The following is a 24,332-nucleotide window of genomic DNA, read 5'->3' on the forward strand; positions in this document are numbered from 1 at the left end:
CTCAATGGAGAACCCTGTTCACGAGCGGTTCATTTGCGATGTGATCCAACCCCTTCAGACCGCCATCTGAATTGTGCAAGTGGGCGCCTTAAGGGATAATGCCCCCACGTAGGATCACAAAGAACACCATGACCCCAGCCGAATACAGCGCCCTTACCCACCCCAGATTGTCCCATCCGGCGCGCAGCCTCTATACCCTGCAACTGCGCAGACTGGTGCAGGAAAATCAGCTGGCCCGGCTCAACTACCCCGAGCTTGGCCGCGCATTGGCGGTGGTCGACCCGGGTGATCCCAGCGGTTTCTCGTTTCAGGTCAATGCCCGCCAGCTGACCGAGCTGTTCGACGAGCTGATGGAGGCCGGGCTGTTGCAGGTCGAAGCACAGGCAGAGAGTGAGCACTACCATCAGTGCCCGTTTCTGCTGCCGCTACTGGTCCAGAAACTGCGCAGCCCGCTACCGGAGCGCCCCTTCCAGATGCACCTGCAGTGGCGACCGGATGAGGAGCTGCCCGCCCTCGCCCGCCTGTGCGGGGTGATCGATGCCAGCTACAGCGAAGAGGATCTGGGGGAGTTTATCGCCTATTGGCTGGGGCGCCCCGAGGTGTTCGACTCCCAGCATCAATGGATGCTCAAGTTCATTCGGGCCCTCAAGACCCGCCGCTATACCCGCCGCAAGCCGATGGAGGAGCAGGGTTACCAGCAGGTGACGCCGGCCCCTGCCGAGGCGGGCCCGAGCAAACGGGCCCAGCAGATGATCGAAGAGGCCAAGCGGCTGGCCCAACAGCAAACGCAGGAACAAGCGCCGCAACAGGAGCCGGATAATGATTGATAGCGGCCCCTGCCTGCAGGCAAAATCAACCCCCTGTCTACCCATCCCTGACCGAGCAGAAGGAGCATTCCATGACTGACCCGCAAGATCCCCTGCGCCAGGAGCTGGAAGAGATCGAAGCCAAGCGCAAGCGAATCGCCAAGGCCAAGCAGGATCATCGCATTCACGATCCCGAGCTGAGCCAGCACGTTGGCGGCCTGCTGGAGCGCATTCGTCGCCTGCAGGCCGAGACCGGTGGCGGCCAGTATGATTACGAGACCCTGCGTAAAGAGTACGACGCCAAGGCCAACGCCGAGGTGCGCGAACTGCAGAAGGCCGCCCGTCAGGAGCGGATCCAGAAGCTGATTGCCCAGGCTGACCTCAACCCGGACTGGGTGTTCGCCAAGATGGATGCCAACGATCCCGCGCTGCAATATCCGATCGAGACAGCCCGCTACTTTATCAGCGGCTTCGAGCACTGGGAGAAGAGCGGCGGCGGCTGCATGCTGATTTATGGCGACTACGGCACCGGCAAATCAACCCTGGCTGGCGCAGTCGCCAATGAACTGATCGCACTGCATCAGAAATCGGTGATCTTCCAGCAGTGGGCCTCCATCGTCGATCGGCTGTTCTTCAACGTGATCCCCGATCAGGATGAGCGCAACCAGTACCGCCGCGCGCTGGAAGAGGTGGATCTGCTGATCATCGACGAGGTATCGGCCAACCGCGCCAAGATGGCGGAGAGCCAGTCCAGCTTCCTCGGCCACCTGCTGCGCCGCCGTCGCAACCTGTCAAAGAGCGTCATCATCATCACCAACCATACGCCCCAAAGCCTGCATCAGGCGATCGGTGATTTCAGCTACGAGGCGATCAAGGCCTTCAACCCGGTGGATATCCACCTGAGCGGCCCCAGCCGTCGCCCCAGCATCGGCAACTACAACGGCTGATGCCCTTGCCATCGGGTGCGAGTCGCTGGCGGCTCGCACTCTCTCCTCCCTGTCAGCTCACAAATAGAAACAACTCTCATTTACAGCGAGCGATCAAGCCACTAGGCTAACCCCTTTTGCCAAGGGAGCTCAGCTATGCCAACCACACTGATTTTCGGAGCCAGCCGCGGGCTGGGCCGCGCCTTTACTCACCACGCCCTGAATGAGGGTCAGCGGGTGGTGGCGCTGGTACGCAGCCCCGAGATGGCCACCGAACTGCGCGCGCTGGGAGCCCTGGTGATCGAAGGGGATGCGCTGGATCTGGCTGCGGTGCAGCAGGCCTGCATTGCGGCAGGGCAAGATGCACAGGTCGTCTCCACCCTTGGCAGCTTCCGCCAGACAGCACCGGTGGACTATCAAGGCAATCGTCATGTGATCGATGCCATGGAGCAGGCAGGCCTCAAGCGACTGCTGCTGGTCACCTCCCTCGGCTGCGGTGACAGCTGGCAATATCTGCCGGAGCGGGCCCGCGCCGCCTTCGGCCACGAGGTGCGCCTCAAGAGTCTGGCGGAGAGCTGGCTGCAGACCAGCTGCCTCGCATGGACCATTCTGCGCCCGGCGGGCCTGCAGGATGGCGAAGCCACCGGCCGCGCCGAGCTGAGTCAGGGTAAGGAGGTGCACGGACTGGTGCGCCGCGCCGATGTAGCCGCCCAAGGCTTGCGCCTGTTGGCGGATGAGATGGCGGTGGGGCAGATCTATGCCATCGGCGATCCCGAGCTCCAGCGCGGTTGAATCAACACCATCTTCACAGATCCGGCGCATAACAAAACGGTCAGCCTTTCGGCTGACCGTTTCTCGTTTTATTGCGCACGCCATCTCACGCGCGCTGGCACCATGCAGCTTAACCGGAGGTCGATTCACTCTGCACGACTGGCTGACTGGCCACCGGCAGCGACTGCTGCCGCCAGCGCAACAACAGGCAGGCCAGCACGCCGTAGAGCAGCGCCAGTCCCCACAGCTGCCACCAGTAGTGTGCCACCTGCTCAAAGCCCGCTCCCATCTGGTTGAGGCGCAGAAAACCCTCGATGGCCGGGATAGTGGGCACCCACTGAGCCAGCCAGTTGAGGGGGGCCGGGATCAGCTCCAGCGGCCAGATAAAGCCCGCCAGAAAGACCAGCGGCAGGGAGGAGAGCAGCACCACCTGAGTGGGCAGATCCCTGCGGGTAAACAGGGCCCCCAGCACCACCCCGAGCCAGCAGGTCGCCAGCAAGAACGGTAGGGCGAACAACCACAGCTCCAGCGGGTCGGCATGACGGGCGATATTGTAGTGATCGAAACAGAAGCCGAGGAAGTAGGTAATTGGCAGCACAAAAAGCCCCCCCACTACCAGCGTTCTGGCCAGCAGCAGCGGCAGTACCGGCGCGCTTTGCCAGTAACCTGCTTCGCCACGACCACTGCGCTGGTTATGGGTCGCCCCCAGGATCCCCGCCCCCATCAGCAATACCTGATGGAGGATCAGCACAAACACCGCCGGCACCACGTAGTTGACGTAGCCCATGGTGGGGTTGAACACCGGCACCACATTGAGGGCCACCGCATTCCAGCCCATGGTCGCTTGCGGCAGCGCCTCGCCATGACTCAGCAAGCGCGCCACCTTAACCTGCGCGGCGAGGGTGCCACCGGCCTGCGCCAGCCCTTCGGCAATGGTGCCGTAGACCAGAAAGTAGGAGGCATCACCGGCATAGCTCAGGGTGACGCTCTTGCCCTGCATCAGATCCCGATAGAAGTGGTTGGGGATGTGCAGGATCCCGCTCGCCTCCCCGGCCATCATCAGCTGGCGCGCTTCGGCCAGCGAATGGGCCCGCGCCACCAGCTTCACCTGCGGCGTGGCATCGGCCATAAACTCCAGCTGACGTGAGAGCTGGCTGCCATCCTCGTTGACCACTACCACCGCCTCTTCCCGCGGCAACTGATGCAGATAGGGCTGGGGATAGAGGAACGAGTAGAAAAACACACCGCCAAACAGGGTCAGCATGATGGCGCGATCCGCCAGCAGGGTGCGCAGCTCTAAACGCAACAGATCAACAAATCCAAGCATCACTGCGGCTCCTTCTCTGCTACTGCAACTACGGCTGATTGACGGGCCAGCTCTGCCTGCTGTTTATAGCGATGCACCACCAGCAGCAGGGGGAGCAGGAACAGCAATAACGCCCCCAGTTGCGGCAGCGCCGATGCGAGCGGCAAACCGTAGTTGCTCTGGCCAATCTGCAATTCAACATAATGGGAGACCGGCAACAGGCTGCGCCAGAATTGGGCAAAATCCCCCATGGCGCTCACCGGAAAGGTAACCCCCATGAAAGCGAAACCGGGCGCCGTGTAAGCACCCGCCAACGACAGGGCGCGCGCCGGATCCCGAATGATGCCGTAGAAAAAGGCCCCCATGGTAACGCAGGCGGCCGAGGCGAGACCCAGCCCCACCACCAGCACCAGCCAGCTGCCGTGCATGGGATAGGAGAACCCCTTGAACAGCAGCAGCGTCCAGGCCAACCCCCAGCCCCAGCCAATCAGCACATGGGGCAGCAGGGTGCGCCACAGGCCGAACCAGACACCGCGGGTGGTCCAGTCCAGCCCCAGCCGATCGGTGCGGGCCAGCGCATTGAGGCCAAACAGCACCACCAGGATCTGCCACACCGCGGGCAAAATGGCGCTCAGCAGAAACTGGGCGTAGCTGGAGTTGAGGTTGTAGAGCGCCGTTATCTGACTGCTGATGGGCACAGACTGTCCGAGCGCCCCGGGCAGCGCCTTGCCATCGGCCATCGCCTCCAGCACGCCCACTTGGCCGTTGAGGGTGCCCACCACCTGCGCCAGCGCCGAGTTGACCAGCTTGGCGATGAGGATGAACTGGCCGTTGTTGAACACCGTCACCTGCGGCTGGGTGCCCTGACGGGCATCCCGCTCCAGATGGTTGGGGATCACCACCAGCGCATAGATGTCGCCGCCGCGCAGGGCGTGCGCCCCCGCATCGATGGAGTCAAACTGCCGGGCCACCTTGAGCCCGGCCGAGCCATCCAGCGAGAAGGCGAGCTGGCGCGACAGCACGCTTCGGTCAAGATCCACCAGTCCCACCTTGAGGTCGCGGGCCAGCCCTGCCGAGAAGATCCAGCAGAGGATCCCCATCAGCAGCAGCGGCACCCAGCTCATCAGGGCGCGGCTGAACGGGTCCTGCCACAGCAGCCGAAATTCACGTCCCATCAGAGTTCGACCAGCACACTCATGCCAACCCGCAGCCCGTCAACCGGTTGCAGCGGGCGGGCCTCCACCTGAAAGCTCTTCATGTCAAAGCCCTGACGGGTATCGGTGGCACGCCAGGTAGCGAAATCCCCCATCACAGCCACATGGGTCACCTTGAAGCGCACCATCTGGTCGCCAAGGCCCGGGATACGGGCATCAAACTCGGTATCCACAGTGAAGCGCGGCAACAGATCTTCGCGAATATGGAACTGGGCCCAGGCATCGTTCATGTCGAGCAGGGTCACCACCGGAAAACCTTGTGGCGCCAACTCACCGCTGCGCAGCAGCACCTGGCTCACTTCGCCGCCATGGGGACTATTGATGCGGGTATCGGCCAGATAAGCCTCCACCTCGGCCACCGAGCCTGCCGCCATATTGGCTTTCTCACGGGCGGCGACCTTGGTCTCTTCCCGCGCCCCTTCCAGCGCCATCTGATATTGCTGCCACGCCATCCCTTCGCTGTACTTGGCGGCTTGCCAGGCAGTCCAGGCCTCATCACGCTTTTGCAGCGGCATCACGCCGTCGCGGTGCAGGCTGGCGATCCGTTCATAGGTCTTGCCACGCAGCTGGGCGGCGGCCTTGGCCTTCTGCCACTGATCCTTGGCGGCGGCGATCTGCTGGGAACGCGCCCCTTTTTCAGCCTCTTGTGCCATGGCACCTGCGGCCGCTTCACCGGCTTTGGCCTGGCTCAGCTTGGCCTCAATTTCCGGACTGGCCAGGGTAAAGACCGGCTGATCCTTACTCAGCTGATCGCCCTTTTTCACCAGCACCTCGTCAATACGCCCCGGCACCTTGGAGGAGACTGAATATTGCTGCGCTTCGATCTGCCCTTGCAGATGCACCGGCTCGGGCTGATAGGCCAGCCAGAAACGCCAGCCCAGCCATACCACCAGGATCACCAACGCCAATGGCAACAACAGCGGTTTACCCTGGCTCATCTTCTTTTTGATGGGGGGATGGCTCATCACTTCACCTCGACAAACTGGCGACCCTTGACGGTCGAAACAGACATGAAAAAAGGAACAGACAGGGCCGGGATCACGAGTTCACCTCGATCACCTGACCATGCTGATATTGATTGAAACTGTTCATCTGGCCGGAGAGGGCCAGCAGACGGGCCAGCGACACCACATATTGATAAGCCGCCGCCGCGCGCTGGGTCTTGACCCCCGCCAACTGGTTACGGGCATCCACCACATCAAGGGAGGTAGAGAGCCCCTGCCCGAAGGCTTTATCCCGCAGCAGCACGTTCTCCTCTGCCAGCGCCTGGGTAGACGAGAGGGACTGATACTCCTCCAGCCCTTGTGCCGCTTCGCGCCAGGTCTTCTCTACCAGCAACTCCAGATCCTGGCGGGTCTTTGCTTGCAGCAGATTGACCTGCAATTCGGCGCTCTTGGCGGCCTGCACCGTCTCGGAGCGGCCATCGCGGCTGATCAGCGGCATGCTGACGCCTACCCCCACCAGCCAGTCCGGGGCGGTCTTGGAAGCCAGCGAATCATCTTCATAGAGGTTGTAGTTGCCGAACATGAACACTTCGGGAGCATATTTGCCCTTCTCCATCCGGATCATCCCCTTGGCTTGCTCTTGCTTGGCGCTGAGCAGCTTGAGACCGGGGTGCACCTCCAACGTCTGACTTACCAGCCCATCGAGTCCGGGCAACTCTTTATTGACGAACAGGCCACTGCCCGGCTCTGCCCTCGGCAATTTGAGCATATGGCCGAGGGCCAGCTCGGCAATCTCGAGACCACGGCGGGACTTCTGGGTATCAATACGGGCTCTGTCATAAGCCGATTGGGCAGAGAGACGCTCCACCTTGGCGATCTGGCCCTGAGCCTCGAGCTTTTTGGCATGATCCAGATGGTGGGCCAACCCCTCCTCGATCTCCTGCTTGGTCATCACCACTTGAGCGGCCAGCACCACCCCGAAATAGGTCTGGGAGAGGCTCTCGAAAGTGGCTTGCTGCTTGAGCACCAGCAACTGCTGCGCCTCGCTCACCTGCGCCTGGCGGATATCCTGCGCTGCATCGATGCGACCACCGGTAAAGAGCGGCCACAGCATCTTGACCGAGCTGGTTACCACGTTCTGCTTGGTCAGCGGAGTGACGAAATCATCAGGGCTGAGGTGCACCCCCATACTCCCAAGAATTTTGCTCAGACCCGCACCCAGCTCCGGATGGCTGGCAATGGGGTTGAGATCCATCATATCCAGTTCCACCGGCTGATCGAGGTGGGTATAGCTGGCCCCCAAATCCACCTTGGGCAGATACATATCCTTGGCGGCCTCGCGCAGTTGCTTGGCCCGGTCCACCCCTGCCTGCTCGGCGGCCAACCCTTCATCCTGCTGGATGACCCGGGTCCAGGCTTCGCCGAAGCTGATGGTCTGTGCCTGCGCCGATCCCAGCACGGCTCCCATCAGACACGGCCAGAGTGATTTAATGAACCTTGACGTCATAGTTCCCCAATCCGCTTTTGTTGCATACGCGCATATGTTGCATAAATGTTTGGAGCATTTGCTCGACTTTAGCCGGCTATCATAACGCAAAGCAGGCCCACAAGTGGACTGTCAATTATGCAGACAACCGACATAGCTAGTACAGCCATCCCGCATGTGCAATCTGGCCGTTTTTCAATAACTCCAGAATTTGCAAGCCTTGGCGCGACGTTTTTTTCAGAAAAAAATGGCTGACGCTCAAATACTAACCTTTTCTCCTGCCTAAAAAATGCGTAATATACGCCGCCCTAAGCCGATGGTAACCGTGGAATGCAGATAGGTCCCCACACGCTTGAAACACCCTTGATTGTGGCTCCCATGGCCGGTGTAACAGACCGACCGTTTCGTGAACTTTGTTTACGATTGGGGGCTGGCATGGCCGTTTCCGAGATGCTGCTGGCCAACCCGGATGTCTGGGATACCCAGAAAACCAGGATGAGGATGGATCACTCTGCAGAAGGCGGTTTGCGATCGGTCCAGATTGCCGGGGCCGACCCAGAGATGATGGCGTTTGCTGCCCGCTACAACGTGGAGCAGGGCGCACAGATCGTCGACATCAACATGGGGTGTCCGGCAAAAAAAGTGAATAAGAAGCTGGCAGGCTCAGCCCTGCTGCGTGTACCCGATCAGGTCAAAGCAATTTGCCGGGCCGTGGTGGATGCAGTAGAGGTCCCTGTCACCTTGAAGATCCGCACAGGATGGGATCCGGATAACCGCAATGGCGTGGAGATCGCCCGAATCGCCGAAGATTGTGGTATCGCGGCCCTCGCCGTGCATGGTCGTACCCGTGCCTGCCTTTATCGGGGCGAAGCGGAGTACGACACAATCAGGGCGATTAAGCAGGCCGTATCGATTCCTGTTGTCGCCAATGGCGACATAGACAGCCCGGAGAAAGCCCGGTATGTCCTCGACTATACCGGTGTCGACGCCGTGATGATCGGCCGCGCAGCGCAAGGACGACCCTGGATTTTCCGGGAAATCCGTCATTTTCTTGAGACGGGCACCAAGCTGCCGCCTCCCGAAAGGGAAGAGGTTCGCACCCTGATGAACGAGCATGTAACCAACCTGCACCGCTTTTATGGTGCCTATTTGGGAGCGCGCATTGCCCGTAAACACGTGGGCTGGTATCTGGATGAAGAAGAGACGGGCCGAGAATTCCGCAAGCACTTCAATGCCCTGGATTGTGCAGACGCACAACTAGAGGCACTCGAAGCGTATTTCGATGGATTAGGTTAACAAGATAACTAAAGAGCCGACCGAATATGTTCGAACAAACCCTGACTTCTGATGCATTGGTAACAACTACTCACAATCACGCCGCCGAGCCAACCCAGCGCCCCCTGCGTGACTCTGTGCAACAGGCCCTGCGTAACTACCTGGCCCAGTTGAACGGTCAGGAAGTGATTGAACTGTACGATATGGTTCTCTCCGAAGTTGAAGCGCCGATGCTGGACGTGATCATGCAGTACACCCGTGGTAACCAGACTCGCGCTGCCGTGATGATGGGGATCAACCGTGGCACTCTGCGCAAGAAGCTCAAGCGTTACGGCATGAACTGATTGTTGGCTGTCAGCCATTGATATGAAAGGCGCCCGGTAGCAATACCTGGCGCCTTTCCTTTATGCTCTCCCCTCCATTTCACTACTCTGCCCCCAATGAACCGCACACCCCTGCTGCTAATGGTACTGGTCACCCTGCTGGCCGCCGCTGGCTGGATATTCTCCAAAGAGGCGATCCACGAACTGCCCCCCGCCGCCTTTATCGGCAGCCGCTTCCTGCTGGCTGCCTTATTGCTGCTGCCGCTGGCCTGGTTGCGCGAACCGCCGCCAACTCGCGCCCAGCTGCTGCGTGCCGCTGGTTGCGGCACTCTGCTTGGCACCAGTCTGTTGCTGTGGGTCACCGCCATCAGCCAGAGTGATGCGCTGGGCAGCGGCGCCTTTATCATGAGCGTCGCCACCCTGATGGCGCCGCTGGCCGCCTGGGCCGCCTTCAGAGCCAAACCCGGTCGCCACTACTGGCTCACCCTGCCCATCGCCATCGCGGGCCTGCTGTTACTCTCCAGCAGCACCCATTGGGGAGTCTCGCTATCGCTGTTCTGGTTTCTGGCGGCCGCAACGTCGCTGGGTATCCAGCTCGCCGTCCATCGCCACTTTGCCCAATCCATTCCCCCCACCTGGCTTACCTGCATCCAGCTGGCGATGACCGGCCTGCTCGGCACCCTGCTCTCCCTGCTGACCGAACAGTGGCCCGAGGCCGGGGTCAGCCACGGCATCTGGGGCTGGTTTGCGGCGAGCGTGTTGATCGCCACCACCCTGCGCTACTGGCTGCTTACCCACGCATTGAGCAAGATGACGACCGCCCACGCCGCCCTGATGATGCTGCTGGAACCGGTCTGGACCCTGATGCTGAGCACTCTTGTATATAACGAACCCCTCGGCGGCGCCAAACTGGCCGGAGCCGGACTGGTGCTCGGTGCGCTGGTGCTCTACCAGCTCCCCCTGCTGCTGCGCAGCCGCAGGCTAAAACCGGCTCACTAGGCGCCCACTGCAAACACCACAGATCAGGTGAACAAAACCAAAACAGAGGGGCCTGCAGTTGCAGGCCCCTCTGTTGCATTACCACGACGCGGACGCGGGGCGCGGCGGCTTAATCCAGCCTGGACGCCAACCACTCCAATCCCTGATTGCCGAAGGTGAACAGCTGGTCGCTATACCCCTGGCCAATCATGCTACGAATAATCTCGGGGTCGATATTGAGATAGTCGTGCACCAGCGCATTGCGAAGGCCAATGATCTTGCGCCAGCCGCTCAGCGTGTCGGGAGATAGCTCGCCACGCTGGGCCAGAATTTCGAATGCCTGATAGGCATCTTGCGGGGTATGGCCCGCCAGCGCTCTGGCCCAGTGTTTTGCCACCCCGATACACGCTTCGATAGAAACCTGCAGGATTCGCTCGGCGGCCCGGTACTCCAGATTGGATAGCGCACGTTGCGCCAGAATAGCCCGGATCTCTGACCGCTCGGCCTGATAGCGCGACAGGCTGATGCGCAAAGCGCCGATATAGGCGTTATCGCTCATCTCTACTCCTTTGATTGATGCTTGCTGATATCTGTCTGGCGACGGGGATAACCAAGTTCCATCTGCGACATGATCCGCGCCTCTTCCTGCAAGCGCCGCCCCTCATCACGGCTATAGAGAGGGCGATTGGCATCGACTACCGCAAAAGCCAACGGGATCGGGGCCTGATTGATATCGACGACCGAGAGTTTCCCTTCCGCCAGCCCCAAGGCGCGTTGCCACTCCAGCGCCAGCAGTTCGGGCCGCAGCCGGCTCTCCAGTGCAGCACCCAGCGGCCCACTCTGTTTGACCGGATCGAAGGCCACCGCCAGATCCCAGTCGCTGGCAGGGCCAGCCGTCCCCTTGGCACGAGAACCGTACAGCCAAAGTACCTGCACCTGGGCATGGGTGCTAGCGAGGCGGATCAACTGTTCGAGCATGTCGCTATCGGATGTCATATCGGGCACGGCCACCTGACTGGTCAATAAAGGGTTTTGGCATGTTCGTGATGATACAAGTTATGGTGCCACAGGCCGCCCTTTTGTTCCCCAGCACAACAACCGCAGCCTAGGGGCCCCCTCAACTGTGGGCAGGATCAAGATCCGTGGGGTGCTCGACCAGCCCTTGCGACCGGCCCGTTTTACTTGCAAGGTATGGGCATCGCCACGGGCTGGTCGCTTGCCAAGTGTGATTGGATAAGCAAAGCACCGCAGAACACCACCAAAACGCGGCCACCAACGGCCAGACCAGCCGCCATATCGCCGGATTGCTGGCAATCTGTTAACGGCATTTAACCCTTGGTATCCACAGGGTTAAAGGGCATACCCCATGAAAAAATGCCATATGGCCAGCTTGATGGAGGTCACATTCCTCCCCCGCGACCCTCCCTATCATTCCTCTATCATCCGCCAGCCCGTCAAGTTGGCGATGGCACTAAGTGGAACACTCACGAATAACAAGAGAACACACCATGCAGCAAACCAGCACCCTCAAGACGGTCACGGTCAGCATATTGGCAACCGCCATGCTGATCTTTGTGGCCCAGTACCTGATAGACAAGCAGGAGATCAAGATAGGCATCGCCATCATCCCGATCCTGCCGATGCTCTTTGCCGTCATCATCGGCATGATCGTCTCCGCCAAGCCGGTCAAGGATCGCATCCCCGGCTGGAAGACGCTCTTCACCGAAAAAGAGGAGGGCTTCTGCGGCAAGATGGTGGGCTTCAGCCTGCTGATCCTGGGCACCCAGTATGCCGGGATGATCATCCCCAACCTGAAGATGATCCTGAGCGTCGGCGTGCCGCTGTTCCTGCAGGAGATTGGCAACCTGCTGCCGATCCTGATCGCCATTCCGCTGGCGGTGAAGTTCGGCTTTGGCCGTCGCGCCATCGGGGCCTGCTCCTCCATCAGCCGTGAGCCGTCCGTCGCGGTCATTCAGGGCAAGTTCGGCACCGGCTCCCAGGAGTACATCGGCGTGCTGGCCATCTACCTGTGCGGCTCCGTCATCGGCACCCTCTGGTTCAGCGTGCTGGGTAGCATCGCCCCGCTCACCGGTCTGCATCCGCTGGCGCTGGCCGCAGGTTCCGGCGTGGGCTCAGGCTCCATGCTGAGTGCCGCCTCCGGCGCCCTGATCAACGGTCTCGATGAAGCACTGGCTCAGCAGGTGCTGAGTATCGCGGCTGCCTCGAATCTGCTCTCGTCTGCCCTCGGCGCCCTCTCCCTCACCTATCTGGGTCTGCCACTCGCTGAAAAAATCTATGCCCTGACTTCCAAAGGAGAGAAAGCATGAAAAGCATCGTAATGGATATGCGGTTCGTCTTTCTGGCGATCCTGCTGGCCATGTTTACCCAGACCCTGACCACCGGCACCCCGCTCTGGCTGATGAGTGACAGCTTTATCGCCATGTCGCTGGTGGTGTTCGCCTCGTTGATTGCCAAGCGCTACCTGCCCTCCTCCCTGCCGGCGTTTGCCTATGCCACCATCATCGGCATTCTGATCTGCCTGCCGGAGACCCCGGTGCGCGGCCTCTTTATTGATGCCGTTGCCAAGATCTCCTTCCTCTCCTGCTGCGTACCGCTGCTGGCCTTTGCCGGTCTCTCGGTGGGCGGTCAGCTGGAAGAGCTGAAGAAGATGTCCTGGAAAGTGATCCTGATCTTCATGATCGTCTCCACCTGCTGCTTCTTCGGCGCCTCGCTGGTTGCCCAGATCGGCTTCACCATGCAAGGGATCATCTGATGAGCAACATCCACATTGAACCGGCCCTGCTGGCCCTGCGCGACTTCAGTCACGAAGTGCGCCACCACCTGCATACCATTCCGGAGGCCTCCGGCGTCGAGTTCAAGACCTCGGCCTACTGCCGCGAGCTGATGACGGGCTTCGGCTATCGCCTCACCGACTACCCGGGCTTCACCGGTTTTCACGGGGATCTGGTGGTTGACCCAGTACTGCCGACCATCGCCTTCCGTGCCGACATGGATGGCCTTGAGATGCACGACATGAGCGAAGTTGCGTTCAAGTCAAGCCACGAGGGGATGGCCCACAATTGCGGTCACGATTCCCATATGGCGATTGCCCTGACCGCCGCCAAGTTTCTGGCCGCCAACAAAGCGCGCCTGCAGTACAACGTCCGCTTTATCTTCCAGATGGCGGAAGAGGATATGCGGGTGCCGGGCGCCGAGAAGATGGTCGAACTGGGCTGCATGAAGGGGGTGGACGTGGTCTATGCCCTCCATAACGACGGCGCCATGGAGACCGGCACCATCAAGTTCAACAACGGTGTCATGTCCTCCTGGGGCTCCGCCTGGACGCTGGATGTGCACGGCATCTCCGCCCACGGATCTACTCCCCACAAGGGGCTGGATGCCATCCGTGAAGCGGTGCGGATCATCGAGGATATGGACTACATCGTCGCCAAGCGCACCAGTCCGTTCAGCCCGGCGGTGTTTGGCTGCGGCATGATCAACGGCGGCACCATCCCCAACGCCATCGCTGACCATGTGCAGGCGCGCGGCACCATCCGCGCCATGGATGCCGAGACCGACCAGATCCTGAAGAACAGTTTCAAGGAGATCGTGGCCCAGAGCGAACTGCGCGGCTTCAAGACCAAGATGGTCTATGCCGGTTATCCGGCGGTGGAGAACCACGCCGATGCCTGCGCCCGTCTGCTGCAAGCGGCCGCCGACGTATTGCCCGGCGAGGGGATCAACCCTCAGGGTCAGCCGATGACCGGCAGCGAAGATTTCAGCTACATGGTCAACGCCTGCCGTGGCCGCAAGGGCGCCATGTTCTTCCTCGGCAGCGGCTGTCAGGCCAAGGGGATCTGCAACTACCTGCATGCGAATCCCTACTATCTGGATGATGACTGCCTGTTAGTGGGAGCCCAGATCTTTATCAATCTGGCGACCCGCGGCGCTTAATCCCGCATCCTGAAAAAGCAGAAGAGAGGCCGCTGCCTCTCTTTTTTTGTCTCTGCGTTTTTTATCCCCGCGCTCTATCTCTATCTCTGCGCGGCAAGCAACCGAAGCCTACAGCCAGGGCAGCTCCGCCATATTGGCGGTGGGCGGCTGGTTGATAAGGTGCAACTGCACTGTCTCCCGACTGATATGGGGGGCGTAGAGGTGGATAAAGTCGTACATGTAGTCGCGCAGATGGGCATGTTTGCGCAGACAGATGTGGGTGGCGCTCGAGGCGATCAGGTGGTCGATGTTGAGGCTCACCAGATCCTCCCTGTCCCCCTCGTCAAAGGCCACGCTGGCGATCACCCCGACCCCCATCCCGAGCCGGACGTAGTGCTTGATCACGTCGGTGTCGGTGGCGGTCAGCACGGTTTTCGGCGAGAGGCCGTGGCGACTGAAGGCCTTGTCCATCTTGGAGCGACCGGTAAAGCCGAACACATAGGTGATGAGGGGATAGCGAGCCAGATCCACCATCGACAACGGCTGACAGTCGAGCAGCGGATGACCGTGGGGCACCACCACGCTGCGGCCCCAGCGATGGCAGGGGACGGCGGCCAGCTCGTCGAACAGATACATGGATTCGGTGGCGATCGCCATATCCACATCGCCACTTTGTACCATCTGGGCCAGCTGGGCAGGTGCCCCCTGATGGAGATGGATCGCCACATCGGGATAGCGGCGGCTGAACTCGGTGATCACCGCTGGCAGCTTGTAACGCGCCTGGGTGTGGGTGGTGGCGATACGCAGCACCCCGCTGGTGGCCAGCTGCTCCCCCAGCGACAACTGGTTGATCTGCTCCACCTGCGCCACCACCCCCTTGGCCAGCTCCATCACCTTTTCCCCCGCACTGGTCAAGCCGACCAGATTCTTCCCCTTGCGGGTAAAGAGGGCGAGCCCCAGCTCATCTTCCAGCATCTTCATCTGCTTGCTGAGGGTCGGTTGGGAGGTGTAGAGCTTCTCCGCCGTCGCCGAGATGTTGAAGTTGTTCTTCACGATCTCGGTAAAGTTCTTGAGCCGGGCGATGTTCATCTGGGCAAGGGATCTCGCTGCTGCGGCCAGTGAGGCTGGCCTGAAAAAGAGAGCGCGGGGCTGACCCCGCGCCTGGCCGCCGACCATACCACAGCGCCGCGCACGATAACCTGCCCCAGGTCAGAAAGCGGCGCGCTAGTCGCTGGCGAGCTTGATCCCGAGTCCGACAAACAGGGTGCCGATGCCCCGGTTGAGCCAGCGGCCAATCCGGGCAGGCAGTTTTATCTTGTTGCGGGCGTAGGCCGTGCTGAAGACCAGCAAGTGGCACCAGATCATCCCGTTCAGGTTGAAGATGCAGCCGAGCAGGATAAAGGCGAACGCCTTGTCGGGAGCATCCGGCGCAATGAACTGGGGCACGAAGGCGAGGAAAAAGAGCGCTACTTTGGGGTTGAGCACATTGGTCAGCACCCCCTGCCGGTAGATCCGGCCATAGGAGAGGGCGGGCAGCGTGGCTGCAGCACCTGCTGCGCTATTCGCCGCCGGTTGACGAAACAGGGAAACGCCGAGATAGACAAGGTAGAGGGCGCCAGCCAGCTTGATGACCGTAAACAGCTCGGCCGAGGCGCTGAGCAGCGCCGACAGACCGAGGGCGGCAGCCAGCACATGGATCATGGTGCCGGTTCCTATCCCCAACGCGGCCGCCGAACCGGCACGCCACCCTTGCGAACCGCTGCGCAGCATGATGAGCAGGGAGTCCGGCCCCGGCATGATATTGAGCAGCAGCCCCGAGACCACAAACAGCGCCAGATCATGAATACCGAACATAGACTCCATCCTCGTATAGGAAAACCAAACAAAGAGGGCTCCGCAGAGCCCCCTTCCATCTTATTTTCAACCCGTCTGACCGAGCCGCAGCGGTATCCCTACCTTAAGGGCGTAGCGCCTTGTCAGCCCGGGAGATGCCGCAGACCCCGGAGCGCACCACTTCGATGATCTCGTTAGTCTGGGCGGCGGTCTTGATAAAGGCATCCAGCTTCTCGCTGGTGCCCACCAACTGCACCGTGTACTGCTCGGGGGTAACGTCGACAATCTGGCCACGGAAGATATCCGCCAGCCGTTTCAGCTCGTCACGGGCTCCACCGGCGGCACGCGCCTTGACCAGCGCGATCTCCCGCTCGATATGCTCCCCTTCGCTCAAGTCACACACCTTGAGCACATCCACCAGCTTGTGCAGTTGCTTCTGGATCTGCTCCAGCACCCGCTCGTCACCCATGGTGACTATGGTCATGCGCGACAGGGTGGGATCCTCGGTGGGCGCCACCGTCAGGGTCTCGATGTTGTAGCCGCGCTGGGAGAAGAGGCCCACCACACGGCTCAGGGCGCCGGATTCGTTCTCCAGCAGAACGGATATTATATGTCTCATCAGGTTCGCTCCGTCTTGCTCAGCCACATCTCATCCATGGCACCAAACTTGATCTGCATCGGATAGACGTGCTCATCCGGGTCGACCGAGATATCCATGAACACCAGCCGATCCTTCATGGCGAAGGCCTTCTCCATGGCGCTCTCCAGCTCGGCCGGATCGCTCACCGCGATACCGACGTGGCCGTAGGCTTCCGCCAGTTTGACGAAGTCCGGCAGGGACTCCATGTAGGAGTGGCTGTGACGACCGCCGTAGAACATCTTCTGCCACTGCTTGACCATGCCCAGCGCTCGGTTGTTGATGGAGATGATCTTGATGGGTACCCCGTACTGTAAGCAGGTAGAGAGCTCCTGAATGTTCATCTGCACCGAGCCATCACCGGTGACGCAGCAGACCACGGCATCCGGGTTGGCAAACTGGGCCCCCATGGCGGCAGGAATACCAAAGCCCATGGTGCCGAGGCCGCCAGAGTTGATCCACTGACGCGGTTTGGCAAAGGGGTAGTAGAGCGCCGCAAACATCTGGTGCTGGCCTACATCGGAGGCGACGAACGCCTGACCCTGAGTCACCTTGTAGAGGGTCTCGATCACCTGCTGCGGCTTGATCTGGGTGGCCGACTTTTCGTAGGCGAGGCAGTGACGGGAGCGCCACTGGTTGATCTGGCTCCACCAATCCGTCATTGCCTGATGATCGTTAGCAAAGCCACACTCGCGGATCACCTCCAGCATCTGTTCCAGCACGGTTTCTACCGAGCCAACGATGGGCACATGAGCCTGCACCGTCTTGGAGATGGATGTCGGGTCGATATCGATATGCACTATGGTGGCATTGGGGCAGAACTTGGCCACGTTGTTGGTGACACGGTCATCGAAGCGGGCACCCACGGCAAAAATCAGATCCGCATTGTGCATGCTCTTGTTGGCTTCGAAGGTACCGTGCATCCCCAGCATGCCGATAAATTGCGGATGAATACCGGAGAAGGCCCCCAGCCCCATCAGAGTGGTGGTGACCGGCAGGTTCAGCAGCTCCGCCAGCTTGGTCACCAGATGATCCGCATTGGCGTTGATGGCACCACCGCCCACGTACATCACCGGGCGCTGGGCATCCACCAGCAGCTTGGCAGCCCGCTTGATCTGGCCTTTGTGACCGGACTTGGTCGGGTTGTAAGAGCGCATGCTCACCGACTCGGGATACTGGTAGGGGAATTTCTCTTTCGGGTTCTGCACATCTTTGGGCAGATCCACCACCACAGGCCCCGGGCGGCCGCTGGCGGCAATGTAATAGGCCTTCTTGATGGCCTCGGGAATATCGCTCGCCTTCTTGCACAGGAAGCTGTGCTTCACCACCGGGCGGGAGATACCGATCATGTCGGTCTCCTGGAATGCATCCTCACCGATCATGGTGGTCGGCACCTGGCCGGAGAGGATCACCAGCGGAATGGAATCCATATAGGCGGTGGCAATACCGGTAATGCAGTTGGTCGCCCCGGGACCGGAGGTCACCAGCACAGTCCCCACCTTGCCGGTGGAGCGGGCGTAGCCGTCAGCCATGTGAACCGCGGCTTGCTCGTGGCGCACCAGCACATGCTCCATCTTGCCGTTTTCGAAGAGTGCGTCATAGATGTCGAGCACCGAGCCACCAGGGTAGCCAAAGACGTGCTCCACTCCCTGATCTTCCAGCGCTCTAACCACCATCTGGGCGCCTGATAACATCTCCATGATAAAGCCCTCCAGGCTTTGCTCCGTTTTGCGAATCCCGTCAACGGCGCAGTGCTTCCCGGCACAACCCGACCCGTTTCTTGTTGTTATCTGAATGCAGATCGGGCTAATTCCGCCCCGTTGACCGGTGAAAAAAAGGATTTTTCAATCATTCACCCGAAAATCGGGTGAAAAACCAACTTAACCCGCTTCATAACGGTTGTCCACGGCTTTTCCTGACCAGAACAGTCATACATTTCAACCCACTATTAACATTCAAAGAGTTGGCATCGCAGTCATGAGATAAAAGGGAAGCAAGTCGGGTAATGGCCAGCAAATCATCCCGCCGAGGGGAACAGCGGCCACAAAAAAGCCCACCAGTCAGCGGTGGGCTTGATGCCGGATGATCGACTCAGTTGTCCTGATCCGGCTCAGCCAGCCAGATCTGCTGATCCGGATCTGTCTCTTCACTGACCGAAATGCTGACGCCCATATCCAGCAGTTCGTGCAGGGTCAGATTATCTGCCAGCGTCATGGTTTCGCCATTCTCATTGGTAAAGCGCATGTGTTCCGTCCTCTCCTTGGTGGGATCGCCTTTCAGTCTAGTCAACAACGCTCACTTGCGATAACCAGCAACTGGATAAACAGTCCCCGCCATCCAGCTCGCTCAAACGATCACTCACCTCTTCCGGAAATAGGGTGCGGGCCCAGAGCCGACGTGACAGCGACGCCACGCTCTCATCGGCACCGGCCGCCAGCCAGCGGGCCAGCTCCCCTGCCACATCGGGGTAGCTGATCGCCCCCGGCGCAGGGCTGTCGAGCCAGCCGCGCACCAGATTGGCATCAAGGCAGTCCATCAGGGTCGCCAGCCCCATCATCTCGAGGGTCTTGCCGTTGGTCAGTTGCTCAAACTGCCCGCCAAGGGGTTTGACCAGTAGCTTCTTGCCGAGGGTGAGTGCCTCGGAGGCGAGCTCAAAGCCCGCGTTGGAGATGACGCCGCGACAACCGGCCAACACGGCGATAAACCCCTGCCGCGACGGGGGCTCGAAGCGCAGGTTGCGCCACTGGCTGGGGGAGCGGATGGCGGGGTGAAAACAGACGAAGCGCTGCTGACCAAAGCGCGACAACAGGGCGGCGATCGCCTCGGTCTGCTCGAACGGCAGATAGACCAGGATCTCGCCGTTATCCGGCGCAAGTGCGATGGGGTCGATCACCGGCGGCAACAAGGGGTGGCCGAAGTGAAACCAGTGCAGCCCGAGTGGCTGATCCACCGGGGCAAAGTGGCGCATCAGCTGACGGCTGACACCATCCTCCCCCCAGCGCGGGATCGGCCAATTGAAACTGGCTTGATGGCTGATGGTAAGACTCGGCTTGCCATAACGGCGGGCGGAGTGGGCGGTCAACGGCTCAAAATCGCTCACCACCAGATCGTATTCGCTGCAGTCGAGGGCCCGCAGATCCCGCCAGAAGGTGAGCGGCGAGGCGGCCTGCAGGGTACGCCACGGCGAGACCCGCCCCTCGTGGCTGACAAAAGTGAGCCCGGCAAAAGTGCGGTAGGCGCCGAACTCCTCCATGTCGAAATAGCGGTCGGCAGGGCGGCCGCTGAAGAGATAGTCCACCTCGACTCCGGCCGTGCGTAGCGCCCGTGCCAGGGTGCGACTACGGCTGATATGGCCGTTGCCGGTGCCTTGCACCCCAAACAGTATCCTCATGGATGGCTCCAACCGAGCGCCAACACGGCGCAGCCGCCACCCAGCAGGGCCCCCGCCACCAGATCGCTCAGGTAGTGGACCCCGAGCAGCAGCCGCGATGCCCCCACCAACGCCGCCCAACCAAACAGCAGCGGCGCCCAGAGCGGAAAGCCGCTGGCCAGTATGGTGGCCATCAGAAAAGCGGCGGCGGTGTGGCCGGAGGGGAGACTGTAACGATCGGAGGGGGTGATAAAGACCGGCAAACCGACTGGCCGTTGCCGTTTCAGGCTGTTTTTCAGCAGCAGATAGAGGGGTAACTCAATGGCAAAGGCGAGCAGAGCCAACTGCACCAGTTCCCGCTCTGCCTGCCCCTGCCACCAGAGCAGGGCGGCTAGCACGGCATAGAGCGGGCCATCACCTGTACGGGAGACAAGGCGGCTAATCCTCGCCTGCGGCCGGTTGTAGGCGTGAAGCAGGCAAACCCTGCATACCTGCTGATCCCATTGCTGGATCTTGTTCATAACCCCTCCGTCCCTGAAATCTCTTGGCAGCATGCAGCCGAGGGATGACGTTCCGTTGAACGGGGGATAACAGATTTATGAAAAAAGGGCCGAATGGCCCTTTTTAATCTCGACTAACAGCGGGATCAGTGGCTGCCGCGCAGACCGGTCTCCATCATACGGCAGTTGTGATCCGCCAGACGGGTCATGAAATTCTCATCAACCTTGAGGCCGAACACCTGCTCGTAGAGATCTTTCATCACGAACGGCTGCCACATCATGCTGAGGAAGGAGATCTTCAGCATCTCGGGATCCAGGTTATGAGCCAGCTCGCCGTTGGACTTCATGGTTTCCAGCAGGGCGTCGAACTGCGGTAGCTGACGTTCCAGCAGGCGATTCAGCACAAAATCCCGACCAGGACTCTTCTCACTAGACAATGCACTGGAGATAGCGGAAGTCAGCTCGCTGTTGGGCGCCATCACCTGATAGTAAGTATTGAGCATCTCATTGATGCTGTGATTGCTCTGCTCATCTTGCCAGGCGTGATCAAGCGGCTCGGCCACATCGCCCAGCACAGCTTTGTAAAGACCCTCTTTACTGCCGAAGTAGTAGTGGATCATGGCCAGATTCGAGCCAGCCAGCTCCGCTATTTCGCGGGTAGTCACCTTGCTATAGGGAGTATTGAGAAAACGCTCACGGGCAGCAGCAAGCAACTTGTCACGAATGTCAGAACGTCCGACCGGACGACCAGGTCTACGTTTTTCCATGAAACACCTCAGATAATGCAGTCAATGCTGATAAGTCGATCTGGTTGTGCAAATAATCGAGCACAGCAGGAATGACCAGATAATCGGTCATAGGCCGAATATGGGACAAGGAAATTTGCAGTCCTTTACAATCCGATTAAATATCTCAGCAGATTGCTCCTGACAATCCAGGTTGACACAGCATAAAAATCTCGATATTGGTAAAAGCGTTATCGACTGGAAGGAATAACAACGTCATGCATATCGCCACCCCGCTACTACTACTTTCCCTAATCGCGTTAACTCGCGCGGGATCCTTGTAGCCGGGCTAAGGCATAGCCGGAATTTACAAAAACCCGTGCACCCTGCACGGGTTTTTTTATGCCGCAGCAGGATGCACGTTACCGAACTTAGGAAGAGGGAAGTCACATGTCAGATAGGGTCATCATATTCGACACCACCTTGCGCGATGGTGAGCAGGCCCTGGCGGCCAGTTTGACAGTCAAGGAGAAGCTGCAGATCGCACTGGCACTCGAGCGGCTCGGTGTCGATGTCATGGAAGTGGGCTTCCCGGTCTCCTCTCCCGGGGATTTTCAATCGGTGCAGACCATCGCCCGCCACATCAAGCACAGCCGGGTCTGCGCCCTCGCCCGCGCCCTGCCCAAGGATATCGATGCCGCCGGTGAAGCTTTGCGGGTCGCCGACGCCTTTCGTATCCACACCTTTATCTCCACCTCCTCCATCCATGTAGAGAGCAAGCTGAAAAAGAGCTTCGAGGATGTACTGGAGATGGGCACCAGCGCCATCAAGCACGCCCTGCGCTACACCGACGATGTGGAGTTCTCCTGCGAGGATGCGGGCCGCACGCCGATTGATAATCTCTGCCGCATGGTCGAGGCCGCCATCAAGGCGGGCGCCCGCACCATCAATATCCCGGATACCGTGGGCTACACGGTGCCGACCGAGTTCTCCGGCATCATCCACACCCTGTTCAATCGGGTGCCCAACATCGACAAGGCCATCATTTCGGTGCACTGCCACGACGATCTGGGGCTCTCGGTCGCCAACTCCATCGGCGCCGTGCAGATGGGGGCCCGCCAGATCGAATGCACCATCAACGGTATCGGCGAACGGGCGGGTAACTGCTCGCTGGAAGAGGTGGCGATGATCCTGAAGACCCGCGCCGATCTGCTCGGGCTGCATACCAACATCCGCCACAACGAAATTCATCGTACCAGCACGCTGGTGAGCCAGCTCTGCAACATGCCGGTGCAGCCCAACAAGGCGATCGTCGGGGCCAACGCCTTCTCCCACAGCTCCGGCATCCATCAGGATGGGGTATTGAAGGCGAAAAATACCTACGAAATCATCACCCCCGAGAGCATTGGCCTGACCCAGAACAACCTCAACATGACCTCCCGCTCCGGCCGCCACGTCATCAAGCACCGGATGGAGTCCATGGGTTATGCCGAGAGTAGCTACGACCTCGACCACCTCTACGGCAAGTTCCTGACCCTGGCCGACAAAAAAGGACAGGTATTCGACTACGACCTCGAAGCACTGGCTTTCTTCAGCCAGATCCACGAAGAGCCGGAGCACTTCAAGCTCGAATACCTCGGGGTGCAGAGCGGCAGCTCGGTACTGGCCACCGCCTCGGTCAAATTGAAGGTGGGGCAAGATCTGGTGTGTGAAGCGGCCACCGGCAACGGCCCGGTGGATGCGGTCTACCAGTGCATCAACCGCATTACCGGCTACCAGATCCGCATCGACAAGTACGCCCTCAAAGCCAAGGGGGAGGGGGAAGATGCCCTCGGTCAGGTCGATATTGTCGCCGAATACAAAGGCCGCAAATTCCACGGCATGGGGCTGGCCACCGACATCATCGAATCCTCGGCCCATGCCCTGCTCCATGTGATCAACAGCATCTGGCGCGCCGATCAGGTGGCCGAGCAGATGGAACGCAATAACAGCATCAAATCAGAAACCGTCTGAACAGGACTCGGAACCAAACAGATGGAATGGAATGACAGCATCAAATCGGAAACCGTCTGAGCAGGGCCCGGAGCCACACAGACGGCATGGAATGACAACATCAGGACGGGGAGCGTCTGAACCGGCAACCGCGCGCAGCGTCGGGGAAAGCGGCCAGAGGGATCTCAAAGACAATATCAGGATGGAGAGTGTATGAGCAGTTATCGGATCGCAGTATTGCCGGGTGACGGCATTGGCCCGGAAGTGATGGCCGAAGCCGTCAAGGTACTGGAAAAGGTGCAGGCCAAGTTCGGCTTCGCCTTCGAATATGATCGCCACGACGTAGGCGGCATCGCCATCGACAACCACGGCACCCCGCTGCCACAAAGCACCATCGCAGGCTGCGAAGCGGCCGACGCCGTGCTGTTTGGCTCGGTCGGCGGCCCGAAATGGGAGCATCTGCCACCGAACGACCAGCCGGAGCGCGGCGCCCTGCTGCCCCTGCGCGCCCACTTCAAGCTATTCTGCAACCTGCGTCCGGCCCGCATCTACACCGGTCTGGAGCAGTTCTCCCCACTGCGCGCCGACATCTCCGATCGCGGTTTTGACATCGCCTGCGTGCGCGAGCTGACCGGCGGCATCTACTTCGGCCAGCCCAAGGGGCGAGAGGGCGAAGGGGCGAACGAGAAGGCGTTCGACACCGAGGTGTACCATCGCTTCGAGATCGAGCGCATCGCCAAGATTGCCTTTGAGTCGGCCCGGGTACGCAAAGCCAAGGTCACCTCGATCGACAAGGCCAACGTGCTCGCCTCCTCCATTCTGTGGCGCGAGGTGGTGACTCAGGTTGCCAAATCCTACCCGGACGTGGCACTGAACCACATGTACATCGACAACGCCACCATGCAGCTCATCAAGGATCCGTCCCAGTTCGACGTGCTGCTCTGCTCCAACCTGTTTGGTGACATTCTTTCCGACGAGTGCGCCATGATCACCGGCTCCATGGGGCTGCTCCCCTCCGCCAGCCTCAACGAATCGGGTTTCGGTCTGTTCGAACCGGCCGGTGGCTCGGCCCCCGATATTGCTGGCAAAGGGATTGCCAACCCCATCGCCCAGATCCTCTCCGCCGCCCTGATGCTGCGTTACAGCCTGGGTCAGGAAGCTGCCGCCCAGGCCATCGAGCAAGCCGTAGCCCAGAGCCTGGCCGAGGGTTACTTCACCGCCGACCTGCATCAGGCCAGTGCCCGCCATCCGGTGCAGAGCACGTCCGAGATGGGCAGCCAGATCGCAGCCCGGATCTGAGCCGCATAACAGAT

The 24,332-nt window shown here is 60.2% G+C and carries 25 protein-coding genes; 11 read left to right on the top strand and 14 right to left on the bottom strand.

Going from position 1 to position 24,332, the window contains the following annotated elements:
• Positions 1–128 precede the first annotated feature (128 nt).
• From ACY8FN_RS20950 to ACY8FN_RS20960, 3 genes are all read left to right on the top strand, one after another.
• The gene (locus ACY8FN_RS20950; RefSeq protein ID WP_463101089.1) at positions 129–827 is read left to right on the top strand and encodes a DnaT-like ssDNA-binding domain-containing protein; all 699 of its coding nucleotides are present in this window, start codon (positions 129–131) and stop codon (positions 825–827) included.
• 71 nt (positions 828–898) lie between these two features.
• Entirely contained in the window at positions 899–1,753 is an 855-nt protein-coding gene (locus ACY8FN_RS20955; protein ID WP_101318064.1) for a DnaA ATPase domain-containing protein, read from the top strand.
• 135 nt (positions 1,754–1,888) lie between these two features.
• A complete protein-coding gene (locus tag ACY8FN_RS20960) occupies positions 1,889–2,524 on the top strand; it encodes an SDR family oxidoreductase (protein WP_463101090.1) in 636 nt (211 codons plus the stop codon).
• 109 nt (positions 2,525–2,633) lie between these two features.
• Here ACY8FN_RS20960 and ACY8FN_RS20965 read toward each other — a convergent pair whose 3' ends face one another.
• The 4 genes from ACY8FN_RS20965 to ACY8FN_RS20980 all read right to left on the bottom strand — a co-directional run bounded on the left by ACY8FN_RS20965 (position 2,634) and on the right by ACY8FN_RS20980 (position 7,474).
• Entirely contained in the window at positions 2,634–3,830 is a 1,197-nt protein-coding gene (locus tag ACY8FN_RS20965) for an ABC transporter permease (RefSeq protein ID WP_463101091.1), read from the bottom strand.
• Positions 3,830–4,984, bottom strand: a complete 1,155-nt coding sequence (locus ACY8FN_RS20970; RefSeq protein ID WP_463101092.1) for an ABC transporter permease — start codon at positions 4,982–4,984, stop codon at positions 3,830–3,832. Before ACY8FN_RS20970 ends, ACY8FN_RS20965 begins: the two co-directional genes overlap by 1 nt.
• Positions 4,984–5,988 carry an HlyD family secretion protein gene (locus ACY8FN_RS20975; RefSeq protein WP_101318056.1) on the bottom strand — a complete coding sequence of 335 codons (1,005 nt, stop codon included), beginning with the start codon at positions 5,986–5,988 and terminating at the stop codon, positions 4,984–4,986. Before ACY8FN_RS20975 ends, ACY8FN_RS20970 begins: the two co-directional genes overlap by 1 nt.
• A gap of 73 nt (positions 5,989–6,061) precedes the next feature.
• A complete protein-coding gene (locus tag ACY8FN_RS20980) occupies positions 6,062–7,474 on the bottom strand; it encodes a TolC family protein (protein WP_463101093.1) in 1,413 nt (470 codons plus the stop codon).
• Positions 7,475–7,783: 309 nt separating this feature from the next.
• Between ACY8FN_RS20980 and dusB the strand changes: the two genes are divergently transcribed.
• The 3 genes from dusB to ACY8FN_RS20995 all read left to right on the top strand — a co-directional run bounded on the left by dusB (position 7,784) and on the right by ACY8FN_RS20995 (position 10,050).
• The gene (dusB, locus tag ACY8FN_RS20985) at positions 7,784–8,749 is read left to right on the top strand and encodes a tRNA dihydrouridine synthase DusB (protein ID WP_101323741.1); all 966 of its coding nucleotides are present in this window, start codon (positions 7,784–7,786) and stop codon (positions 8,747–8,749) included.
• A gap of 26 nt (positions 8,750–8,775) precedes the next feature.
• On the top strand, positions 8,776–9,072 hold the full coding sequence (gene fis, locus ACY8FN_RS20990) for a DNA-binding transcriptional regulator Fis (RefSeq protein ID WP_005906654.1): 297 nt from the start codon (positions 8,776–8,778) through the stop codon (positions 9,070–9,072).
• Positions 9,073–9,168: 96 nt separating this feature from the next.
• Entirely contained in the window at positions 9,169–10,050 is an 882-nt protein-coding gene (locus tag ACY8FN_RS20995) for a DMT family transporter (protein ID WP_463101094.1), read from the top strand.
• Positions 10,051–10,159: 109 nt separating this feature from the next.
• On the opposite strand, the gene hepT is transcribed toward ACY8FN_RS20995, so the two are convergent.
• Positions 10,160–10,588 (bottom strand): type VII toxin-antitoxin system HepT family RNase toxin, encoded by a 429-nt coding sequence (gene hepT / locus ACY8FN_RS21000; RefSeq protein WP_463101095.1) that lies wholly within the window; start codon positions 10,586–10,588, stop codon positions 10,160–10,162.
• Between the two features lie 2 nt (positions 10,589–10,590).
• Positions 10,591–11,025, bottom strand: coding sequence for a type VII toxin-antitoxin system MntA family adenylyltransferase antitoxin (gene mntA / locus ACY8FN_RS21005; protein WP_463101096.1), 435 nt, complete (start codon positions 11,023–11,025; stop codon positions 10,591–10,593).
• Positions 11,026–11,537: 512 nt separating this feature from the next.
• Here mntA and ACY8FN_RS21010 point away from each other — a divergent pair.
• From ACY8FN_RS21010 to ACY8FN_RS21020, 3 genes are read left to right on the top strand one after another with little or no spacing between them, the layout of a single operon-like run.
• On the top strand, positions 11,538–12,356 hold the full coding sequence (locus ACY8FN_RS21010; protein WP_463101097.1) for a DUF3100 domain-containing protein: 819 nt from the start codon (positions 11,538–11,540) through the stop codon (positions 12,354–12,356).
• Entirely contained in the window at positions 12,353–12,802 is a 450-nt protein-coding gene (locus ACY8FN_RS21015) for a hypothetical protein (protein WP_101323735.1), read from the top strand. Before ACY8FN_RS21010 ends, ACY8FN_RS21015 begins: the two co-directional genes overlap by 4 nt.
• Entirely contained in the window at positions 12,802–13,983 is a 1,182-nt protein-coding gene (locus tag ACY8FN_RS21020; RefSeq protein ID WP_463101098.1) for a M20 metallopeptidase family protein, read from the top strand. Before ACY8FN_RS21015 ends, ACY8FN_RS21020 begins: the two co-directional genes overlap by 1 nt.
• Positions 13,984–14,091: 108 nt before the next feature.
• Here ACY8FN_RS21020 and ACY8FN_RS21025 read toward each other — a convergent pair whose 3' ends face one another.
• The 8 genes from ACY8FN_RS21025 to ACY8FN_RS21060 all read right to left on the bottom strand — a co-directional run bounded on the left by ACY8FN_RS21025 (position 14,092) and on the right by ACY8FN_RS21060 (position 21,069).
• Positions 14,092–15,051, bottom strand: a complete 960-nt coding sequence (locus tag ACY8FN_RS21025) for a LysR substrate-binding domain-containing protein (RefSeq protein ID WP_463101099.1) — start codon at positions 15,049–15,051, stop codon at positions 14,092–14,094.
• Between the two features lie 135 nt (positions 15,052–15,186).
• Positions 15,187–15,816, bottom strand: coding sequence for a LysE family translocator (locus ACY8FN_RS21030; protein ID WP_463101100.1), 630 nt, complete (start codon positions 15,814–15,816; stop codon positions 15,187–15,189).
• Between the two features lie 103 nt (positions 15,817–15,919).
• A complete protein-coding gene (ilvN, locus tag ACY8FN_RS21035; RefSeq protein ID WP_005311605.1) occupies positions 15,920–16,414 on the bottom strand; it encodes an acetolactate synthase small subunit in 495 nt (164 codons plus the stop codon).
• Complete coding sequence (locus ACY8FN_RS21040) at positions 16,414–18,132, bottom strand: acetolactate synthase 3 large subunit (RefSeq protein ID WP_139717419.1); 1,719 nt, start codon at positions 18,130–18,132, stop codon at positions 16,414–16,416. The genes ilvN and ACY8FN_RS21040 overlap by 1 nt, the downstream gene beginning before the upstream one ends.
• A gap of 391 nt (positions 18,133–18,523) precedes the next feature.
• Positions 18,524–18,676 (bottom strand): hypothetical protein, encoded by a 153-nt coding sequence (locus tag ACY8FN_RS21045; RefSeq protein WP_098972262.1) that lies wholly within the window; start codon positions 18,674–18,676, stop codon positions 18,524–18,526.
• Between the two features lie 37 nt (positions 18,677–18,713).
• Positions 18,714–19,823 carry an MJ1255/VC2487 family glycosyltransferase gene (locus ACY8FN_RS21050; RefSeq protein WP_463101101.1) on the bottom strand — a complete coding sequence of 370 codons (1,110 nt, stop codon included), beginning with the start codon at positions 19,821–19,823 and terminating at the stop codon, positions 18,714–18,716.
• Positions 19,820–20,323, bottom strand: coding sequence for a phosphatase PAP2 family protein (locus tag ACY8FN_RS21055; protein WP_463101102.1), 504 nt, complete (start codon positions 20,321–20,323; stop codon positions 19,820–19,822). Before ACY8FN_RS21055 ends, ACY8FN_RS21050 begins: the two co-directional genes overlap by 4 nt.
• 125 nt (positions 20,324–20,448) lie before the next feature.
• The gene (locus tag ACY8FN_RS21060) at positions 20,449–21,069 is read right to left on the bottom strand and encodes a TetR/AcrR family transcriptional regulator (protein WP_463101103.1); all 621 of its coding nucleotides are present in this window, start codon (positions 21,067–21,069) and stop codon (positions 20,449–20,451) included.
• A gap of 408 nt (positions 21,070–21,477) precedes the next feature.
• Here ACY8FN_RS21060 and leuA point away from each other — a divergent pair, with 408 nt between their 5' ends.
• Positions 21,478–23,040, top strand: coding sequence for a 2-isopropylmalate synthase (gene leuA, locus ACY8FN_RS21065; RefSeq protein WP_463101104.1), 1,563 nt, complete (start codon positions 21,478–21,480; stop codon positions 23,038–23,040).
• A gap of 192 nt (positions 23,041–23,232) precedes the next feature.
• On the top strand, positions 23,233–24,318 hold the full coding sequence (leuB, locus tag ACY8FN_RS21070; protein WP_463101105.1) for a 3-isopropylmalate dehydrogenase: 1,086 nt from the start codon (positions 23,233–23,235) through the stop codon (positions 24,316–24,318).
• The last annotated feature ends 14 nt before the right edge of the window (positions 24,319–24,332 follow it).

Source organism: Aeromonas sp. 160P (genome assembly GCF_055193095.1).

Coding starts and splice junctions, on each gene's coding strand:
- ACY8FN_RS21060 (WP_463101103.1), bottom strand. CDS start 21,069: ATGGAAAAACGTAGACCTGGTCGTCCGGTCGGACGTTCTGACATTCGT.
- ACY8FN_RS21030 (WP_463101100.1), bottom strand. CDS start 15,816: ATGTTCGGTATTCATGATCTGGCGCTGTTTGTGGTCTCGGGGCTGCTG.
- ACY8FN_RS21055 (WP_463101102.1), bottom strand. CDS start 20,323: ATGAACAAGATCCAGCAATGGGATCAGCAGGTATGCAGGGTTTGCCTG.
- ACY8FN_RS20950 (WP_463101089.1), top strand. CDS start 129: ATGACCCCAGCCGAATACAGCGCCCTTACCCACCCCAGATTGTCCCAT.
- ACY8FN_RS21015 (WP_101323735.1), top strand. CDS start 12,353: ATGAAAAGCATCGTAATGGATATGCGGTTCGTCTTTCTGGCGATCCTG.
- fis (WP_005906654.1), top strand. CDS start 8,776: ATGTTCGAACAAACCCTGACTTCTGATGCATTGGTAACAACTACTCAC.
- ACY8FN_RS20975 (WP_101318056.1), bottom strand. CDS start 5,988: ATGAGCCATCCCCCCATCAAAAAGAAGATGAGCCAGGGTAAACCGCTG.
- leuA (WP_463101104.1), top strand. CDS start 21,478: ATGTCAGATAGGGTCATCATATTCGACACCACCTTGCGCGATGGTGAG.
- ACY8FN_RS21050 (WP_463101101.1), bottom strand. CDS start 19,823: ATGAGGATACTGTTTGGGGTGCAAGGCACCGGCAACGGCCATATCAGC.
- ilvN (WP_005311605.1), bottom strand. CDS start 16,414: ATGAGACATATAATATCCGTTCTGCTGGAGAACGAATCCGGCGCCCTG.
- mntA (WP_463101096.1), bottom strand. CDS start 11,025: ATGACATCCGATAGCGACATGCTCGAACAGTTGATCCGCCTCGCTAGC.
- ACY8FN_RS20980 (WP_463101093.1), bottom strand. CDS start 7,474: ATGACGTCAAGGTTCATTAAATCACTCTGGCCGTGTCTGATGGGAGCC.
- ACY8FN_RS20965 (WP_463101091.1), bottom strand. CDS start 3,830: ATGCTTGGATTTGTTGATCTGTTGCGTTTAGAGCTGCGCACCCTGCTG.
- ACY8FN_RS21010 (WP_463101097.1), top strand. CDS start 11,538: ATGCAGCAAACCAGCACCCTCAAGACGGTCACGGTCAGCATATTGGCA.
- leuB (WP_463101105.1), top strand. CDS start 23,233: ATGAGCAGTTATCGGATCGCAGTATTGCCGGGTGACGGCATTGGCCCG.
- hepT (WP_463101095.1), bottom strand. CDS start 10,588: ATGAGCGATAACGCCTATATCGGCGCTTTGCGCATCAGCCTGTCGCGC.
- ACY8FN_RS20960 (WP_463101090.1), top strand. CDS start 1,889: ATGCCAACCACACTGATTTTCGGAGCCAGCCGCGGGCTGGGCCGCGCC.
- ACY8FN_RS20995 (WP_463101094.1), top strand. CDS start 9,169: ATGAACCGCACACCCCTGCTGCTAATGGTACTGGTCACCCTGCTGGCC.
- ACY8FN_RS20970 (WP_463101092.1), bottom strand. CDS start 4,984: ATGGGACGTGAATTTCGGCTGCTGTGGCAGGACCCGTTCAGCCGCGCC.
- ACY8FN_RS20955 (WP_101318064.1), top strand. CDS start 899: ATGACTGACCCGCAAGATCCCCTGCGCCAGGAGCTGGAAGAGATCGAA.
- ACY8FN_RS21020 (WP_463101098.1), top strand. CDS start 12,802: ATGAGCAACATCCACATTGAACCGGCCCTGCTGGCCCTGCGCGACTTC.
- ACY8FN_RS21045 (WP_098972262.1), bottom strand. CDS start 18,676: ATGCGCTTTACCAATGAGAATGGCGAAACCATGACGCTGGCAGATAAT.
- ACY8FN_RS21025 (WP_463101099.1), bottom strand. CDS start 15,051: ATGAACATCGCCCGGCTCAAGAACTTTACCGAGATCGTGAAGAACAAC.
- ACY8FN_RS21040 (WP_139717419.1), bottom strand. CDS start 18,132: ATGGAGATGTTATCAGGCGCCCAGATGGTGGTTAGAGCGCTGGAAGAT.
- dusB (WP_101323741.1), top strand. CDS start 7,784: ATGCAGATAGGTCCCCACACGCTTGAAACACCCTTGATTGTGGCTCCC.